The organism is Microbacterium sp. AG790 (genome assembly GCF_003634765.1).
Taxonomy (GTDB): domain Bacteria; phylum Actinomycetota; class Actinomycetes; order Actinomycetales; family Microbacteriaceae; genus Microbacterium.
In genome coordinates this window covers 888,462-903,846 of the sequence record NZ_RBWZ01000006.1, presented here as the reverse complement: position 1 = coordinate 903,846, position 15,385 = coordinate 888,462, and the positions used below count along the sequence as shown (strand labels likewise).

The 15,385-nt window shown below is 71.2% G+C and carries 14 protein-coding genes; 9 read left to right on the top strand and 5 right to left on the bottom strand.

The genetic code is table 11. The annotated features are described in order from the left end of the window. The first annotated feature begins 9 nt into the window (after positions 1–9). Positions 10–807, top strand: a complete 798-nt coding sequence (locus tag DEU37_RS04810) for an IclR family transcriptional regulator (RefSeq protein WP_121189469.1) — start codon at positions 10–12, stop codon at positions 805–807. On the opposite strand, the gene DEU37_RS04805 is transcribed toward DEU37_RS04810, so the two are convergent. Next, a complete protein-coding gene (locus tag DEU37_RS04805) occupies positions 798–1,892 on the bottom strand; it encodes a LacI family DNA-binding transcriptional regulator (RefSeq protein WP_121189468.1) in 1,095 nt (364 codons plus the stop codon). The two genes, DEU37_RS04810 and DEU37_RS04805, sit on opposite strands and share 10 nt — an antisense overlap. A gap of 117 nt (positions 1,893–2,009) precedes the next feature. Here DEU37_RS04805 and DEU37_RS04800 point away from each other — a divergent pair, with 117 nt between their 5' ends. The 4 genes from DEU37_RS04800 to DEU37_RS04785 are packed head-to-tail and all read left to right on the top strand — an operon-like array spanning position 2,010 to position 7,220. Continuing rightward, a complete protein-coding gene (locus DEU37_RS04800) occupies positions 2,010–3,269 on the top strand; it encodes an extracellular solute-binding protein (RefSeq protein WP_121189467.1) in 1,260 nt (419 codons plus the stop codon). Positions 3,270–3,271: 2 nt separating this feature from the next. Further along, the gene (locus tag DEU37_RS04795; RefSeq protein ID WP_121189466.1) at positions 3,272–4,426 is read left to right on the top strand and encodes a carbohydrate ABC transporter permease; all 1,155 of its coding nucleotides are present in this window, start codon (positions 3,272–3,274) and stop codon (positions 4,424–4,426) included. Further along, positions 4,423–5,328, top strand: a complete 906-nt coding sequence (locus DEU37_RS04790) for a carbohydrate ABC transporter permease (protein ID WP_005052269.1) — start codon at positions 4,423–4,425, stop codon at positions 5,326–5,328. Before DEU37_RS04795 ends, DEU37_RS04790 begins: the two co-directional genes overlap by 4 nt. Continuing rightward, positions 5,325–7,220, top strand: coding sequence for a glycogen debranching N-terminal domain-containing protein (locus tag DEU37_RS04785; RefSeq protein WP_121189465.1), 1,896 nt, complete (start codon positions 5,325–5,327; stop codon positions 7,218–7,220). Before DEU37_RS04790 ends, DEU37_RS04785 begins: the two co-directional genes overlap by 4 nt. 6 nt (positions 7,221–7,226) lie before the next feature. Here DEU37_RS04785 and DEU37_RS04780 read toward each other — a convergent pair whose 3' ends face one another. Next, positions 7,227–7,703: a YbaK/EbsC family protein gene (locus DEU37_RS04780; RefSeq protein ID WP_005052264.1), complete on the bottom strand. Its 477-nt coding sequence runs from the start codon at positions 7,701–7,703 to the stop codon at positions 7,227–7,229. A gap of 105 nt (positions 7,704–7,808) precedes the next feature. Between DEU37_RS04780 and DEU37_RS04775 the strand changes: the two genes are divergently transcribed. The 4 genes from DEU37_RS04775 to DEU37_RS04760 all read left to right on the top strand — a co-directional run bounded on the left by DEU37_RS04775 (position 7,809) and on the right by DEU37_RS04760 (position 13,730). Beyond that, a complete protein-coding gene (locus DEU37_RS04775) occupies positions 7,809–9,731 on the top strand; it encodes a heavy metal translocating P-type ATPase (protein ID WP_121189464.1) in 1,923 nt (640 codons plus the stop codon). A gap of 68 nt (positions 9,732–9,799) precedes the next feature. After that, the gene (locus tag DEU37_RS04770; RefSeq protein ID WP_121189463.1) at positions 9,800–10,882 is read left to right on the top strand and encodes a Glu/Leu/Phe/Val dehydrogenase family protein; all 1,083 of its coding nucleotides are present in this window, start codon (positions 9,800–9,802) and stop codon (positions 10,880–10,882) included. A gap of 124 nt (positions 10,883–11,006) precedes the next feature. Further along, positions 11,007–12,596, top strand: a complete 1,590-nt coding sequence (locus tag DEU37_RS04765) for an AMP-binding protein (RefSeq protein WP_121189643.1) — start codon at positions 11,007–11,009, stop codon at positions 12,594–12,596. 105 nt (positions 12,597–12,701) lie between these two features. Next, positions 12,702–13,730: a helix-turn-helix domain-containing protein gene (locus DEU37_RS04760; RefSeq protein ID WP_121189462.1), complete on the top strand. Its 1,029-nt coding sequence runs from the start codon at positions 12,702–12,704 to the stop codon at positions 13,728–13,730. Here DEU37_RS04760 and DEU37_RS04755 read toward each other — a convergent pair. From DEU37_RS04755 to DEU37_RS04745, 3 genes are read right to left on the bottom strand one after another with little or no spacing between them, the layout of a single operon-like run. Next, positions 13,727–14,038, bottom strand: a complete 312-nt coding sequence (locus DEU37_RS04755) for a DUF6510 family protein (RefSeq protein WP_121189461.1) — start codon at positions 14,036–14,038, stop codon at positions 13,727–13,729. The two genes, DEU37_RS04760 and DEU37_RS04755, sit on opposite strands and share 4 nt — an antisense overlap. Then, entirely contained in the window at positions 14,035–14,760 is a 726-nt protein-coding gene (locus tag DEU37_RS04750) for an FAD-binding oxidoreductase (RefSeq protein WP_121189460.1), read from the bottom strand. Before DEU37_RS04750 ends, DEU37_RS04755 begins: the two co-directional genes overlap by 4 nt. Then, a complete protein-coding gene (locus tag DEU37_RS04745; RefSeq protein WP_005052249.1) occupies positions 14,757–15,350 on the bottom strand; it encodes a sulfite oxidase-like oxidoreductase in 594 nt (197 codons plus the stop codon). Before DEU37_RS04745 ends, DEU37_RS04750 begins: the two co-directional genes overlap by 4 nt. Positions 15,351–15,385 lie beyond the last annotated feature (35 nt).

The following is a 15,385-nucleotide window of genomic DNA, read 5'->3' as shown; positions in this document are numbered from 1 at the left end:
TGGCATTCTGTGTCTGTGATCCCAGACAATGCCGGCGATGCGGGCTCGTCGCCGGCCCCCGCGCAGGTCCCCGCCGCAGATCAGACGCTGCGGATCCTCTCCTACCTCGCACGCCAGCGCGGACCGGTCGCCGCCCGGACGATCTCCGACAGTCTCGGCATCCCCCGCTCCAGCGTCTACCACCTGCTGGCGGCGATGGCGGCGCACGGATTCGTGGTGCATCTGCCCCACGATCGGCGCTGGGGGCTGGGGACGGCCGCGTTCGAGCTGGCCGGCGGCTACGCCCGCCAGCAGCCTCTCGCTCGTCTCGGCCGGCCGCTCGTGGCGGGCCTGTCGGACCGTGTCGGCGAGAGCACGCACGTGGCGGTGATGACCGGACGCGACGTGCTGTACATCGTCGAGGAGCGGGCTCCGCGGCGCCCCGCGCTCGTCACCGACGTGGGCGTGCGGCTGCCGGCTCACCTGACGGCGACGGGACGCGCAATGCTCGCCGCCCTGCCGCGCGAGCAGGTGCGCGCGCTCTACCCGGATGCCGCGGCCTTCGCCGACCGCACGGGCCGCGGACCGCGGCGCCCCGCCGAGCTCCGCGAGCTGCTGCGTCAGACGCGCGCGGCGGGCTTCGCGAGCGAAGACGGCGAAGTCACCCTGGGCTTCCGCTCGGTGGCCGTGGCAGTGCGCGACCACGCCGACTGGCCGGTCGCGGCGATCGCGGTGACGTGGCCCGCCGAGGCCGGTCACACCGCGGAGGCGCTCGCACCGGCGGTGACGGCGGCGGCGGACGAACTGCAGCGCCGGCTCTACGGCTGAACGCTCGGCGGCGCCGTCTCGCGCACGACGAGGCGCGGCTCGACGAGGACGTGGGCACTCCCGGGTTCGGCGGCACGGTGCTCGATGGAGGCCGCGCCTCCGAGCAGCAGATCCAGGGCGCCGACGGCGACCTCCTCGGGCAGCTGCTCGACGCTGGACAGACCCAAGGCTTCGGCGGCCGGGGTGTTGTCGAAGCCGATGATCGGCAGGGCGGGGCGCCCGGCCGCCACCGCGGCCAGGTGCGCACCGACCGCCAGAGAGTCGCTGACGCACACGATGGCATCGATCTCGTCGGAGGCGACGAGGTGGGCGGCGACGTCACGCGCCCGCGCCACGTTCTCGTCGCTCACGACACGGATCGGCGTCCATCCGGCCGCGGGCACGTCCCCGGCATCCAGCGCCCGACGCCACCCTCGTTCGCGGTCGTCGCCCGTTGCGGAGCCCGCGGGCCAGCCCAGGAAGGCGACGCGCGGGCCCGCCGTCGCCAGCGCATGCCGTGTCGCCTCGGCGGTGCCGGCGGCCCCGTCGACGTCGACCCAGTGATGGCTGGGGGCGCCCACGTCGTCACGGCCCCAGGGACGGCCGAACGAGACGAAGGGCACGCCGCGCTCCAGGAGCCACTCCGCACGAGGATCACCCGGGAAGGTTCCGGTGATGACGACCGCGTCGATCTCTCCGCCCTCACGCAGATCCCCCATCCGTCGGATCTCCTCCTCGGGGGTACGCGCCGCGTAGAGCATGACGCGCAGGCTCCGCTCGCCCGCCTGCTCGGTGAGGGCGTGAACGAAGCGGTCGAGCACGACGCCCGAGATCCCGCCGGCGTACGGGTCGAGGTGGATGCCGATGGTCGAGCTGCGTCGCGTGCGCAGTCGACGGGCGGAGGCGTGCGGCGCGTAGTTGAGGCGCGAGATCGCGTCTGCCACCCGCGCGCGGGTCTGCTCGCGCACGATCTGAGGAGAGTTGATCACGTTGCTGACGGTCTGACGCGAGACGCCCGCGGCCCGCGCCACGTCTTCGATCGTCGCCGATCTGTTCACGCGGTCCTCCTTGACGGTCTCGGCCTCGTCGTCTATCTTTTCAAGCATCCCACAATTTGAACGATCAAATGATCGATCCAAGGGCGGATCGCACGGACGATCCGCGCGGGATGGCACCATGGGCCGCGCTGCCCACGCGCGAGCCCCGCGATCGAAGGAGATGCGATGAAGCGACACACAGCACGGACGCTGCTCGCGGCAGGAGGCCTGGCCGTGGCCTCGAGCCTGCTGCTGACCGGATGCGGACAGGGATTCAGCGGGTCGGGCTCTGACCCCTCGGCCAGCGCCGGGGATCTGACGTCGTCCGACAAGCCGCTGACGATCATGATCGGCTCGTCCGGAGACGCCGAGACCAAGGCCGTGCAGGATGCCGTCGCCGCCTGGTCCGCGAAATCCGGTGTGTCGGCGTCGGTCGTCGCCGCGACCGACCTCGCCCAGCAGCTGTCGCAGGGCTTCGCGGCGGGCTCTCCGCCGGACCTCTTCTACCTCAGCACCGACCAGCTGGCGGGCTTCGCGAGCAACGGCTCGCTGAAGGCCTACGGCGACCAGCTCAGCAACAAGGACGACTTCTACCCGTCGCTCGTGAAGAACTTCACCTACGACAACACCTTCTTCTGCGCGCCGAAGGACTTCTCGACGCTGCAGCTGGTCATCAACGAGAACCTGTGGACGAAGGCGGGCCTGACCGACGCCGACATCCCGACCACCTGGGACCAGCTGGCCGCCGTGGCCGCGAAGCTCACGAACGGCTCCACGAAGGGGCTCGTCTTCGGCGGCGAGTACGCCCGTCTCGGCGCCTTCATGGCCCAGGCCGGCGGCCGCCTCGTCTCCGAGGACGGCAAGACGGCCGAAGCCAACAGCGACGCCAACGTGACGGCGCTCACCTATGTCCAGAAGCACCTGCAGGACGGCACGTTCGCCTACGCCTCCGATGTCGGGGCCGGCTGGGGCGGCGAGGCGTTCGGCAAGCAGCTGGGCGCCATGACGATCGAGGGCAACTGGATCACCGGCGCCCTCGGCGACTACCCCGATGTGAAGGCCAAGGTCGTCGAGCTCCCCGCCGGCAGCGCCGGCAAGGGCACTCTGCAGTTCACCAACTGCTGGGGGATGGCCGCCGACAGCCCGAACCAGAAGGCCGCTCTCGACCTCGTCGAGTACCTCACCAGCGCCGACCAGCAGCTTGCGTTCTCTAAGGCGTTCGGACCGATGCCGTCGGTGCAGTCCGCCGCTCAGACGTGGAAGAGCGACAACCCGTCGCTCGTCGCGTTCCTGAACGGCGCCGACTACGCGCAGGGCGTGCCCACCAATAAGGGTGCGGCCGATGTCATCAAGGACTTCAACGCGCAACTGGAGTCCCCGAAGACGGGCGACCCGAAGAAGATCCTGGACACGGTGCAGTCCAACCTCGAGGCCGTCGTCGGCTGATCATGTCCGCTTCCGTCGCCCCGGCCGCGACGCCCTCGCGCCCGGCCCCGCCCCGGCATCCGCGCTCCCGCGGAATCCGCCGCGGCGAGGCCGGCGCGGGCTGGCTGTTCGTGTCGCCCGTCATCCTCATCCTCGGCGTGTTCCTGCTCGTGCCCGTGCTCATGGCGCTCTGGGTCAGCTTCTCGGACTGGTCGGGGCGCGGAAGCCCTCTCTCCGGTTCGGTCGGTTTCGTCGGCCTGGACAACTACGCCGCGATCACCACCGGTGGCGGGCTGGCCGAGCGCGACTTCGGCACGGCGCTGCGCAACAACGCGTGGTATGTGCTGCTCGTCGTGCCGCTGCAGACGGTGCTGTCGCTGTTCCTCGCCGTCCTGGTCAGCCGCCGCATCCTCCGCGGGCGCGGCTTCTTCCGCACCGCCTTCTACTTCCCGTCGGTGACCAGTTCGGTCGCGATCACGGTGCTGTGGCTGTTCCTGTTCTCGTTCGCCGGCCCCGTCAACCAGATCATGTCGGCGATCGGTGTCGCCGCCCCCAACTGGTTCAACGATCCCCGCGGCATCGTGCACGTCGCACTCGGGGCGGTCGGCGTCTCGAACGGGCCGGACGCACTCACCGGAGCGGGTTTTCTCGGGGTCTCCTGGTGGGACTGGCTGGCGGGTCCGTCGGTCGCGATGTCGGCGTTCGTGCTGATGGCGGTGTTCACGACGAGCGGCACCTTCATGCTGCTGTTCATCGCCGCGCTGCAGAACATCGGCGTCGAGCTCGGCGAGGCAGGCATGATGGACGGCGCCAACGGATGGCAGCGCTTCTGGCACATCACGCTCCCTCAGCTGCGGCCGACGCTGTTCACGGTGATCACGCTCGGACTCATCGGCTGCTGGCAGGTGTTCGACCAGATCTACACCGGCACGCAGGGCGGTCCCGCCAAGACGACGATGACACCGGCCTACCTCTCGTACACCTCCGCCTTCCAGAACCAGGACTGGGGTGTGGGAGCGGCGATCGCCTTCATTCTCTTCGTCATCATCATCGCCTTCACGCTCCTGCAGCGCTGGGTGCTCCGCGACCGCCCGGTCTCGAAGCGGCGCATCCGCGCCTATCAGCCGCGCGCGGCGGCATCCACGAGCCCTTCGCCCTCGAAGGAGGTCGACGCATGACCACCACCCTCGGCACCGTCGAGGTGCAGAGCGCGCCGCCGACGCGACCGCCGCGGCGCCACCGGCGCATCACCCCCCGCAGCCTCACCGGCCAGGTGCTGCTGTACGGGATGCTAGTGCTGCTCGCCCTCGTCTACATCTACCCCTTCCTGGTGCAGGTGGCGACCTCGTTCAAGACCGAACCGGATGCCGCCGCCGACCCGGTCTCCCTGATCCCCGCGACGTTCTCGACGGCCGCGTACGAACGTCTGTTCCTGCACAGCGACTTCCCGCTGTGGTTCGCCAACTCGACCATCGTGACGCTCTGCGTCACCGTCGGCCGCGTGTTCTTCGTCTCCCTGGCCGGGTACGCGCTCGCGCGGCTCCGCTTCCGAGGGCGCGGCGTCGTGTTCGCCCTGGTCGTGGCGGTGATGGCCGTGCCCACGGTCGTGCTGCTGATCCCGAAGTTCCTCGTGCTGAACCAGCTCGGCCTCTACAACTCGTACGCCGGCATGATCCTGCCGCTGCTGGTGGACGCCGCGGGCGTGTTCATCATGAAGAACTTCTTCGAGTCGATCCCCGACTCCGTCGAAGAGCAGGCCCGCATCGACGGGGCCGGGACCTTCCGGGTGTTCTGGTCGATCGTGCTGCCGATGGCCCGGCCCGCGCTGATCACGATCGTGATCCTCTCGTTCCAGGGCTCGTGGAACGAACTCAGCCACTTCATCGTGTCGACCCAGTCGCCCGAGCTCACGACGCTCACCAAGGGCGTCGCGTCGCTCGCCTCGGGCCAGCTCAGCCAGGGCACGCAGTACCCTCTCAAGCTCGCGGCCGCGGCGATCATGACGATCCCCGTCGCCGTCCTCTTCTTCATCTTCCAGAGGAAGATCATGAACACCAGCGAAGGAGCAGTGAAGGGATGACGGCCGGTTTGCAGCCATTCCTGTCCGACCGGATCGTTGCGCTCGCCGCGCCCACCCAGGCATGGTCGGGGCGTGACGGCGACATGGGGGCGGCCCCGATCGACGGCATCTACCACGGAGACACCCGGTTCGTCCGGGGTCTGGACGTGCACTATGCCGGCGCCGACGGCGCATGGCGTCGCCCGGAACACATCGCGACGGATCCGATCGCGGCCGGCGCCGTGCGGATGGACGCGCTCCTGCGTGGCGTGGACGACGACACGCCCGATCCGAAGGTGCGTCTGCAGCGGGAGCGCACCGTGGTCGAGGGGCGCGTCACCGAGTCGCTCACCGTGCGCTCCGCCCGCGACGCACCGGTCCTCCTCCGGCTGCGGGCCCGCGTGCGCGTGGACATCGGCGCCCTGCAGGACGTGAAGGCGGGTGCGTCCGGCCGGACGCACGGCGAGCTGACGATCTCCGACGGCACGGTCATCGTCCGTCGGGGCGACGCATCCGTTCAGCTGACGGCACCGGGTGCCGCGCTCGCCGCCGACGACGACGGCGAGATCAGCGTGGAATGGCGCCTGGACTGCCCGCCGCGAGGGCGGATGAGCGTGTCGTGGACGGCGATCCTGGCCGACGCCGCCCTGGTGGTGCGCGGGGCAGCCGCGACGATCCCCTGGGAGCGCCCGTCGACACCCACGGGGACTGATCCACGTCTGCCGCGCTGGCTCGACCGCGCCCTCGACGATCTCGGCGCGTTGCGCCTGACCCTTCCCGACGCACCGGAGGACGAGTTCTTCGCAGCCGGGGCACCCTGGTTCTTCACCCTGTTCGGACGCGACTCGCTCTGGGCGGCTCGACTGCTACTGCCGCTGGATGCACGGCTCGCGGCATCCACGCTGCGCGTCCTCGCACGTCTGCAGGGCACGCGAGACGACCCGGCGACGGCCGAGCAGCCGGGCAAGATCATGCACGAGCTTCGTGCGTCGACGTTGACGATGCCGGGTGAGGGCATCGTGCTACCGCCGCTGTACTACGGCACCGTCGACGCGACAGCGCTGTGGGTCTGCGTGCTCGCCGAGACGGCCGAGCGGATGCCGCATGCCGAGGTGAGCGCGCTGCTGCCCGCGATGGAAGCCGCGCTCGAGTGGATCGTCACCTCGGCGGAGCGCACGGGCTTCCTCGAGTACGTCGACGAGACAGGCCACGGCCTGTCCAATCAGGGGTGGAAGGACTCGGGCGACTCCATCCAATGGCATGACGGTTCCCTGGCCGCCGGCCCCATCGCGCTCTGCGAAGTCCAGGGGTATGCGTACGAGGCGGCGATCGGCGGAGCCGACCTGCTGGAGCGGTTCGGCCGGCCCGGCGCCGAGCGGCTGCGCACGTGGGCGCGCGATCTCAAGCAGCGTTTCGCGCAGCGCTTCTGGGTGACGACGCCGTCCGGACGATTCCCGGCGATCGCCCTCGACCGCGATGGCCGCGCGGTCGACACGCTCACCTCCAACATCGGACACCTCCTGGGTACCGGCATCCTCGACCCCGCGGAGGAGGCGAGCGTCGCCGACCTGCTGATCGAGCCGCGGATGGCGTCCGGCTTCGGCATCCGCACCCTCTCGACCGACGCAGGCGGCTACTGGCCGCTCAGCTATCACGGCGGCAGCGTCTGGATCCACGACACGGCGATCATCGCCCGCGGAATGCTGCGCGCCGGCCTGCTCGGGCATGCCCGACGGATCGTCGCGCAGATGCTCGCCGGAGCCGAGGCCTTCGACTTCCGCGTGCCGGAGCTGTACGCCGGTGACGGCGCCGACGAGGTGCGCGCGCCCGCTCCCTACCCCGCCGCGTGCCGCCCGCAGGCGTGGACGGCGGCCGCCGCGGTCACCGCCTGGGAGGTGCTGCGGGGCGACTGAGCTGGTTCAGTCCACGGCGCTCACGGTGCCGCCGGTGAGCCGGACGAGCTCGTCGAAGGTGAGAGGGAACACCGTGTGGGGAGTGCCGCCGGCCGCCCAGATCTCGTCGAACCCGGCGAGCGCCTCGTCGACGACCGTGGCCAGCGGGGCGGGGTGGCCGGTGGGCGCCACGCCGCCGATCGCCTGGCCGGTCGCGGCGCGCACCTCATCCGGCGAGGCCCGCACGATGCTGCGCCGGCCGAGGCGCTGGGCGAGAGCCGCCGTGTCCACGCGGTGCGCCCCGCTCGTCATCACGAGCAGCGGCTCGCCGTCCGACATGAAGACGAGACTGTTCGCGATGGCCCCGACCTCGACGCCGAGCGCGGCAGCGGCGAGCGCCGCCGTCGATGCGGCATCCGGAAGCGTGATGATCTCCCCCGAAACTCCGGCGGAGCGAAGGGCCTCGTGGACGATGCGACTGCGCGGCGACAGGTTCTCGGTCATGTCGCCAGCCTAGGGCGGACCGCCCCGCGAACGTCGCCGACATCGTCCAGGCAAGGCAATCCAGCCTTACTGGCGGGCCCGCGGTACGAGGAGAATGCTGGGGGCATGCGCCGCATCGTCGCCGCCCTCGGGCGGTATCCCGTGATCACCGCGACCGTCGTCGTGGGCATCGTCGCCGCTGCACTGGTCGGCGCGGGGCAGGGCGGGTGGGCGACCGCGATCACCACCGCCTACGTCTCGGCGATCGTCGTCTGGACGATCATCGGCATGGTCCGCGACGTGATGCGTGGTCATGTCGGACTCGACGTGCTCGCCGTCGTCGCGATGGTCGCGACCCTCGCTGTCGGCGAGACGATCGCGGCGCTGATCATCGTGCTCATGCTCTCCGGGGGCGAGGCGCTCGAAGACTACGCGGGCCGTCGCGCGACGCGCGAGCTGACGGCGCTGCTGGATCGCGCACCGCAGATCGCGCACGTGCGCCGTCCGGGCGCCGGTGACGAGACCCGGGATCTTCCCGCCGACGAGGTCGCCGTCGGCGACGAGTTGCTGGTGCGCCCCGCGGAGGTCGTTCCCGTCGACGGTGTCCTCCTGTCGGACGAGGCGAGCTTCGACGAGTCGTCGCTGACCGGAGAGAGCATGCCGGTGACGCGCACCGCCGGCGAGACCGTGCTCTCGGGAGCGGTCAACGGATCGCGGGCGATCCGGGTGCGGGCTCTGCGGCGCAGCGCCGACAGCCAATACCAGCAGATCATCGCGCTCGTGCGTGCCGCGCAGGAGTCGCGCGCACCGATGGTGCGCCTGGCCGACCGGTTCGCGATCCCCTTCACGGCGGTCTCGCTCGCCATCGCCGGAGCGGCGTGGGGGCTGTCGGGCGACTCCGTCCGATTCGCTGAGGTGCTCGTGCTCGCCACACCGTGCCCCCTGCTGATCGCGGCCCCGGTCGCCTTCCTCGGCGGCATCTCGCGGGCGGCGAAAGCGGGCATCATCGTCAAGGGGGGCGCCGTCATCGAGCAGTTGGCACGCGCGCGCTCCGCCGCCTTCGACAAGACCGGGACCCTGACCCAGGGCCGGCCCGTGCTGGTGGATGTGCGTCCTGCGCCCGGCATCGATCCCGACCGCCTGCTGGCGTGGGCGGCCTCGGCCGAGCAGTACTCCGCGCACGTGCTGGCCGACGGCATCCGTCGCGCCGCGTCCGCCAGTGGGATCGCCGTGGAGGCGGCCGACGACGCACACGAGGAGGCGACCAACGGGGTGACCGCCGTGATCGGCGGGCGACGCGTCGTCGTCGGAAAGCCGGCCTACGTCGCGGCACTCGCGCCCGACACCACGCTCACCGCGCTGGAGGCGGGGCATGCGGCCGCGTACGTCGCTGTCGACGGGCGCTTCGCGGGAGCCCTCGTGCTCGCCGACGGCGCACGGCCGGAGTCGCGGGCCGTCGTGCGCTGGTTGCGCGGACACGGCGTGGAACGCGTCACGATGCTCACCGGCGATGCCCGGCCCACCGCCGATGCCGTGGCGGCGTCGGTCGGCGTCGACGAGGTGCACGCCGACCTGCTGCCCGCCGAGAAGGTGCACCTGGCCGCGATGATGACGCCGCGCCCGGTGCTCATGGTGGGCGACGGGGTCAACGATGCGCCGGTGCTCGCCGCCGCCGACATCGGCATCGCGATGGGCGCGCGGGGAGCCACGGCCGCGGGCGATGCGGCGGATGCCGTCGTGCTGAAGGACTCGCTGACGAAGGTGGCCGAAGCGGTCGCGATCGGTCGCGACACCCTGCGCGTGGCCTACGTCGCCATCTGGATCGGCATCGCCCTGAGCGTCGCGGCGATGCTGCTCGCGACGACCGGCCTGGTGCCGGCCGTTATCGGCGCGCTCGGACAGGAAGTGATCGATCTGGCGACCATCCTGTACGCGCTGCGCGCGCTGCGGGGACGCCCGTTCGATCTCTCCGACCGCGGCACCACCGGCGCGGTCGACGACGCTCACGCGCATGCACCCGCGGGATCGGTGCCGGCGGAGGCAGAATAGGGGGTGGATGCCGCAACGCGGCGGCATCCACCGAGCACCGCCCACAAGGCCCGCCGAAAGAGGATGCGATGACGCACACCCTGCCCCTGCCCGATTTCTCCCACGAGCGCGTGGAGGTGACGACGGGCGCCCGGAGCGGTCTGCTCATCACCGTCGCCCTGCACTCCTCGACACTCGGCTCCGCCCTCGGCGGTGCCCGCATGTGGACCTATCCGCACTGGAGCGACGCCGTCGGAGACGCCCTGCGTCTCTCGGCCGCGATGACGCTCAAGAACGCTGCGGCAGGACTGGACGCCGGCGGCGGCAAGTCGGTGATCTGCCTGCCGCCGGGAACGACCCTCGACGCCGATCGTCGGCGCGCGGCGTACCTGGATCTCGGCGATGCCGTCGACCGCTTCGACGGCAGCTACCGCACGGCGGAGGACGTCGGATCGACGACGGAGGACATGCTGGTGGTCAGCGAGCGGACGGCGCACGTGGTCGGCCTGCCCGACGCCGTCGGCGGGTCGGGCGAGCCCGCGGGCCCGACGAGCCTCGGCGTGTACGAGGCGTTGCGCGCCACGCTCGAGCAGGTGACCGGCGCGCCCGAGGTCGCCGACCGCCGGATCACGATCTCCGGGCTCGGGCAGGTCGGCAGCCGACTCGCGGTCCGCCTGAGCGCGGAAGGCGCGGCGCTGACGGTGACCGATGTCAACCCCGCCACACGCAGCCTCGCCGCCGAGCTCGGCGCACGGTGGGTCGAGCCGGGCTCCGAGCATCTCGTCGAAGCCGACGTGTTCGTGCCCGCGGGCATCGGCGGCGTGCTCGACGCCGACACCATCGACGCCCTCGCCGCCCGCGCCGTCTGCGGCCCCGCGAACAACCCTCTCGCCCACCGCTCCGGCGCCGACCGCCTCGCGGCGCGCGGCATCCTCTACGCGCCCGACTTCGTCGTCAACGCCGGCGGCGTCGTCTACCTGGACCTGGAGGCGAAGCAGCGGGGCACACGTAGCCAGATCATGGATCGTGTCGCCGCGATCGGAGACACCGTGCGCAGTATCTTCGCCGATGCCGCCGCACGCGGCATCACGCCACTGGATGCCGCGGAGGAGCGCGCCGCAGAGCGTCTCGCGGCCGGGCGTCGCGCGCAGCACAGCGCCGTCCTCGTCTGACGCCGGCGCCGGGTGGCACGCGGTCTCCCCGAAACGGAGACCGCGTGCCGCACACGCGTCGGCGGTGGCATGATGGACGCACCCGGCAGCGTCGCCGGTCGTCGTGCTGTCGAAGGAGACCGCCGTGTTCACCAGCCCCTTCCCCGATGTCGAGATCCCGGACGTCAGCATCTACGACGACCTGTTCGCCGATCTCAGCGCGGACGACGCGGCACGCATCGCCCTCATCGATCCGGCCACGGGCGCCGAGACGTCCTACGGCGCGCTCAAGGCGCAGGTCGACGCGTTCGCCGGCGCACTGGCGGCGCGAGGTGTCGACACCGACACCGTGCTCGGTCTGCTGTGTCCGAACGTGCCCGCCTTCGCCACCGTCTTCCACGGCATCCTCCGCGCCGGCGCGACGGTGACGACGATCAACTCCCTGTACACCGCCGGCGAGATCGAGAAGCAGCTGCGCGATGCCGGGGCCAGCTGGCTCATCACGGTGAGCCCGCTGCTGGCCGGGGCGCAGCAGGCGGCGGAGGCCGTCGGCATCCCCGCCGAGCGGGTCATCGTGCTCGACGGCGCGGACGGACACCCCGATCTGCGCACCCTGCTCGGTGAGGGCCGCGCCGCGCCGGAGGTGTCCTTCGATCCGGCGAGGCACGTCGCGGTGCTGCCCTACTCGTCGGGGACCACCGGCATTCCCAAGGGCGTCATGCTGAGCCACCGCAACCTCGTCGCGAACGTCGCCCAGTGCCGCATCAACATCGACCTGAAGAACACCGACCGGGTCCTGGCGGTGCTCCCCTTCTTCCACATCTACGGCATGACGGTGCTGCTCAACCTCGCGCTGAAGCAGCGGGCGACGCTGGTCACCATGCCCAGGTTCGACCTCGTGCAGTTCCTCACCAACATCCAGACCTACGGCTGCACATACCTCTACATCGCGCCGCCCATCGCCGTGGCACTGGCCAAGCACCCGATCGTCGACCAGTTCGACATCTCCACGGTGCACACCGTGTTCTCCGGCGCCGCCCCGCTCGACGGCGAGACGGCCGAGATCGCCGGGCGCCGCATCAACGCCCGCATGATGCAGGGCTATGGGATGAGCGAGCTGAGCCCCGTCTCGCACGCCATGCCGTACACGCGCGATGACATCCCGGTGAGCTCGGTGGGCACGATCCTGCCGAACATCGTGTGCAAGCTCGTCGACACCGAGACCGGCGAGGAGATCACCGCGATCGACGACGACGGGCGCACCCGACCGGGCGAACTGTGGGTGCAGGGCCCGAACGTCATGCTCGGCTACCTGAACAAGCCCGAGGCGACCGCCGAGACCCTGGATGCCGAGGGCTTCCTCCACACCGGCGACATCGCCGTGTACCACGAGGGCGGCTACTTCTCGATCGTCGATCGCGTCAAGGAACTCATCAAGTACAAGGGCTACCAGATCGCGCCGGCCGAGCTGGAGGCGCTGCTGCTGGGCCATCCGAAGGTGATGGATGCCGCGGTCATCGGCGTGCTCGACGACGACAAGCAGGAGATCCCGAAGGCCTTCATCGTCCCCGCGCCCGACTCCGGCCTCACCGCGCAGGAGCTGATGGCCTTCGTCGCGGACAACGTCGCGCCCCACAAGAAGATCCGCCGCGTCGAGTTCATCGAGGCGATCCCGAAGTCGACGTCGGGAAAGATCCTGCGCAAAGACCTCCGCGCCCGCGAGCACGCCGGCTGACGGCGCCCCCGCCGCCCGCGCACCGTGGTGGCCACGAAAGGGCCACGCTCGACGGGCCGTGTCGGTCCTACCGTGGCATCACCGGGGCGAGGCGAGGAGACGGGCATGCAGACGACCGAGGTGATCGACCAGGTGGCGCGGTCGTTGGGGGCGCGGGTGCGCCTGACCGGCAGCGCGTCGGGCGACCGACAGCCGGCGGCGGCGGTATCGGAGCCCGTCGCCGGTGCGCGGTTCGTCGATGTTGCAGTCGGTGTCGGATCACTGACCCTGCGCGTCATCGGTCGCTCGGCGGGCGACCTGGATTCGCGTGCCTGGGGTGTGGTCGACGCCGCCGTCCATCTGCTGGCACGCGCACACGGCGGCGACGGCGGCCGACGCGAGCGCGTCTGCGCCGCCCTGCTCGCCGGTGATGCCACCGCGCGCACCGATGCGCTGTGGGAGCTCCGCTCCCGGCGATGGGTCGTCGCGCCCGATGAACCGCTGCGGGTCTGGGCCGTGCTCGTGGAACAGGCCGGCGACGTGGAGCAGATCGCCCTGGGGCGCCACCTCGCCACCGCCCTGCCCGCCCCGACCGACTTCGTGGACGTCATCGACGACGCCGTCGTCCTGATCTCGCCCGCGACGGTCGACATGACGTTCTGCGTCGCCGCCGTCGAGCGCGAGACACGTGCGTACGGTGCGCGCCTGCGTGCCCTCGCGACCGCCGACTGCCCGCCCGACCGCGACGATCCGCTGCCGACGATCCGGCAGGCGCTGGACGCCGCACGCCTGCGCGCAGCGATGCCGGAGAGGCTTGCGCCGCGTGCGGAAGAGCTCGGGGGGTGGATGCTGGTGCAGTCGGTTCCCACCTCACCGCGCCTGCTTCAGCTCGTCTCCCCCGCCGCGTACGCGCTGCTGACCGACGGTGACGAGGTGCAACGTCAGACCGTCGAGGCGTACCTCGACGAAGCGGGCCGGGCGCCGGACACGTGTGCGCGACTGCACATCCATCGCACGACCCTCTACTACCGCCTGGAGCACATGCCCCCGGCGGTGCGCGAGGCGCTGGCCGACGGCCTGCAGCGCAGCACCCTGCACCTCGCACTGAAGACGGCGAGGCTGTGGCAGGCCCGCCCCGAGCTCGTGTCGGCTTAGGGCGCGGCCGTCGCGGTGATCAGCTCGGCGAGGGCGGCGATTCTGATCGCCGGGCCCGAATCCGCCGCGACCACGACCGTCATGAGCGTCCGGGAGCATCCGCGACAGCGCACGATCGCGCCGTACTCGTCGCGCTCCACGACGGCCTCGGCCAACGGTTGCGAGCCCGCGCAGTGGCCGCAGACGAGCGTCATCGACGTCGCGTCGCCGGCGAACACGCCGGAGAGCATCCCCGCCAGCGCATTGCCGTCGACCCGAGCGACGCGGGTTCCGAGAGGTGTCGGGTGCGCCGCGGCATCCGTCGTCATGATGACCCTCCGAATCTCTCCGTGCGTATCCTTGCGGGCTCGTGTCCGATGCGGACGAGCGCATCGGCGACCGCCTCCACGAAAGATGTCGGCCCGCAGACGAAGACGATGGGGCGCCGCGCGGGCGGCCAGCACAACGCCGCCAGCTCCGCGTCGGTGACGCGTCCCGCCTCCCGCGGCCACCCGGACGGCGGCCGGCGGGTGTAGACCCACGACACCGTGAATGCGGCGGGCGGAAGGCGGGAGATCTCGTCGGCGTACATCGCGTCGGCCGGCGAACGCGTCGAGCAGAGCAGCCGGAAGGGGGCCGCGCTGTCGGAGAGGGCGCGGGCGCGGGCCATGGCCAGCAGCGGCACGATGCCCGATCCCCCGGCGATCAGCTGCACGGGCGCGGGATCGTCCTCACGCCAGACGAAGTAGGCGCCGAGGGGCCCTTTGACCTCGAGGAAGTCGCCCGGCTGCACGTCGCGCACGAGATAGGGCGAGACCTCGCCGTCGGGGATCTCATCGACCGCCAGCTCGACGACCGGGCCTTCTCCGATGCTCGCGATCGAGTACGACCGCTCGGCCTGATAGCCGTCCTCGGCCGTCAGACGTACGTCGAGGTGCTGTCCCGGCAGGTTGCCCGGCCAGTCGGGCACATCCAGCGAGATCCGCCGCGCGTGCGCGGTGAGGGCGGCCACGCCGGCCACGTGCGCCGGAAGCCAAGCGGATGCGCTCACCAGTAGCGTTCCTCCCGCCACGGATCCCCGTGCAGGTTGTAGCCGTTCTGCTCCCAGAAGCCGGGATCGTCGCGCTCCTGCAGCACGAGCCCGCGAACCCACTTCGCGCTCTTCCAGAAGTAGAGGTGCGGCACGAGCAGGCGGGCAGGGCCCCCGTGCTCGGGCGCGAGGGGCGCACCGTCGAACTCGAACGCGACCCACGCGCGTCCGCCGCGGAGCTCGGCAAGCGGCACGTTGGTCGTGTACCCGCCGTACGAGTGGGCCATCGCCGACACCGCCGTCGTCGACACCCCGTCCAGCAGCGTGTCGACCGACACGCCGCGCCACCGCGTGCCGAGCTTGGACCACCGGGTCACGCAGTGGATGTCGGTGTGGATGTCCTCGATCGGAAGGGCCTGCAGCTGCTCCCACGACCACGACGCCCTCTGACCGTGCTCGGTGACCACCGAGAACTCCCAGTCCTCGGTCGCGATCCGCGGCGTCGGTCCCGCCGACAGCACCGGGAAGTCCGTCGTGAGGTACTGCCCCGGCGGCAGCTGCGCATCCGACGCGCGGCGGCGGGCTCCGAAACCTCTGCTGAACTCTGCCATGGTCGCCTCCTGGTGCGAATCTACCGCGCGAGGTC

What these genes read in the sequence shown, in the direction of transcription:
- DEU37_RS04805 (WP_121189468.1), bottom strand. Translation starts at nt 1,892, where the DNA reads ATGCTTGAAAAGATAGACGACGAGGCCGAGACCGTCAAGGAGGACCGC.
- DEU37_RS04800 (WP_121189467.1), top strand. Translation starts at nt 2,010, where the DNA reads ATGAAGCGACACACAGCACGGACGCTGCTCGCGGCAGGAGGCCTGGCC.
- DEU37_RS04795 (WP_121189466.1), top strand. Translation starts at nt 3,272, where the DNA reads ATGTCCGCTTCCGTCGCCCCGGCCGCGACGCCCTCGCGCCCGGCCCCG.
- DEU37_RS04790 (WP_005052269.1), top strand. Translation starts at nt 4,423, where the DNA reads ATGACCACCACCCTCGGCACCGTCGAGGTGCAGAGCGCGCCGCCGACG.
- DEU37_RS04785 (WP_121189465.1), top strand. Translation starts at nt 5,325, where the DNA reads ATGACGGCCGGTTTGCAGCCATTCCTGTCCGACCGGATCGTTGCGCTC.
- DEU37_RS04780 (WP_005052264.1), bottom strand. Translation starts at nt 7,703, where the DNA reads ATGACCGAGAACCTGTCGCCGCGCAGTCGCATCGTCCACGAGGCCCTT.
- DEU37_RS04775 (WP_121189464.1), top strand. Translation starts at nt 7,809, where the DNA reads ATGCGCCGCATCGTCGCCGCCCTCGGGCGGTATCCCGTGATCACCGCG.
- DEU37_RS04770 (WP_121189463.1), top strand. Translation starts at nt 9,800, where the DNA reads ATGACGCACACCCTGCCCCTGCCCGATTTCTCCCACGAGCGCGTGGAG.
- DEU37_RS04760 (WP_121189462.1), top strand. Translation starts at nt 12,702, where the DNA reads ATGCAGACGACCGAGGTGATCGACCAGGTGGCGCGGTCGTTGGGGGCG.
- DEU37_RS04755 (WP_121189461.1), bottom strand. Translation starts at nt 14,038, where the DNA reads ATGACGACGGATGCCGCGGCGCACCCGACACCTCTCGGAACCCGCGTC.
- DEU37_RS04745 (WP_005052249.1), bottom strand. Translation starts at nt 15,350, where the DNA reads ATGGCAGAGTTCAGCAGAGGTTTCGGAGCCCGCCGCCGCGCGTCGGAT.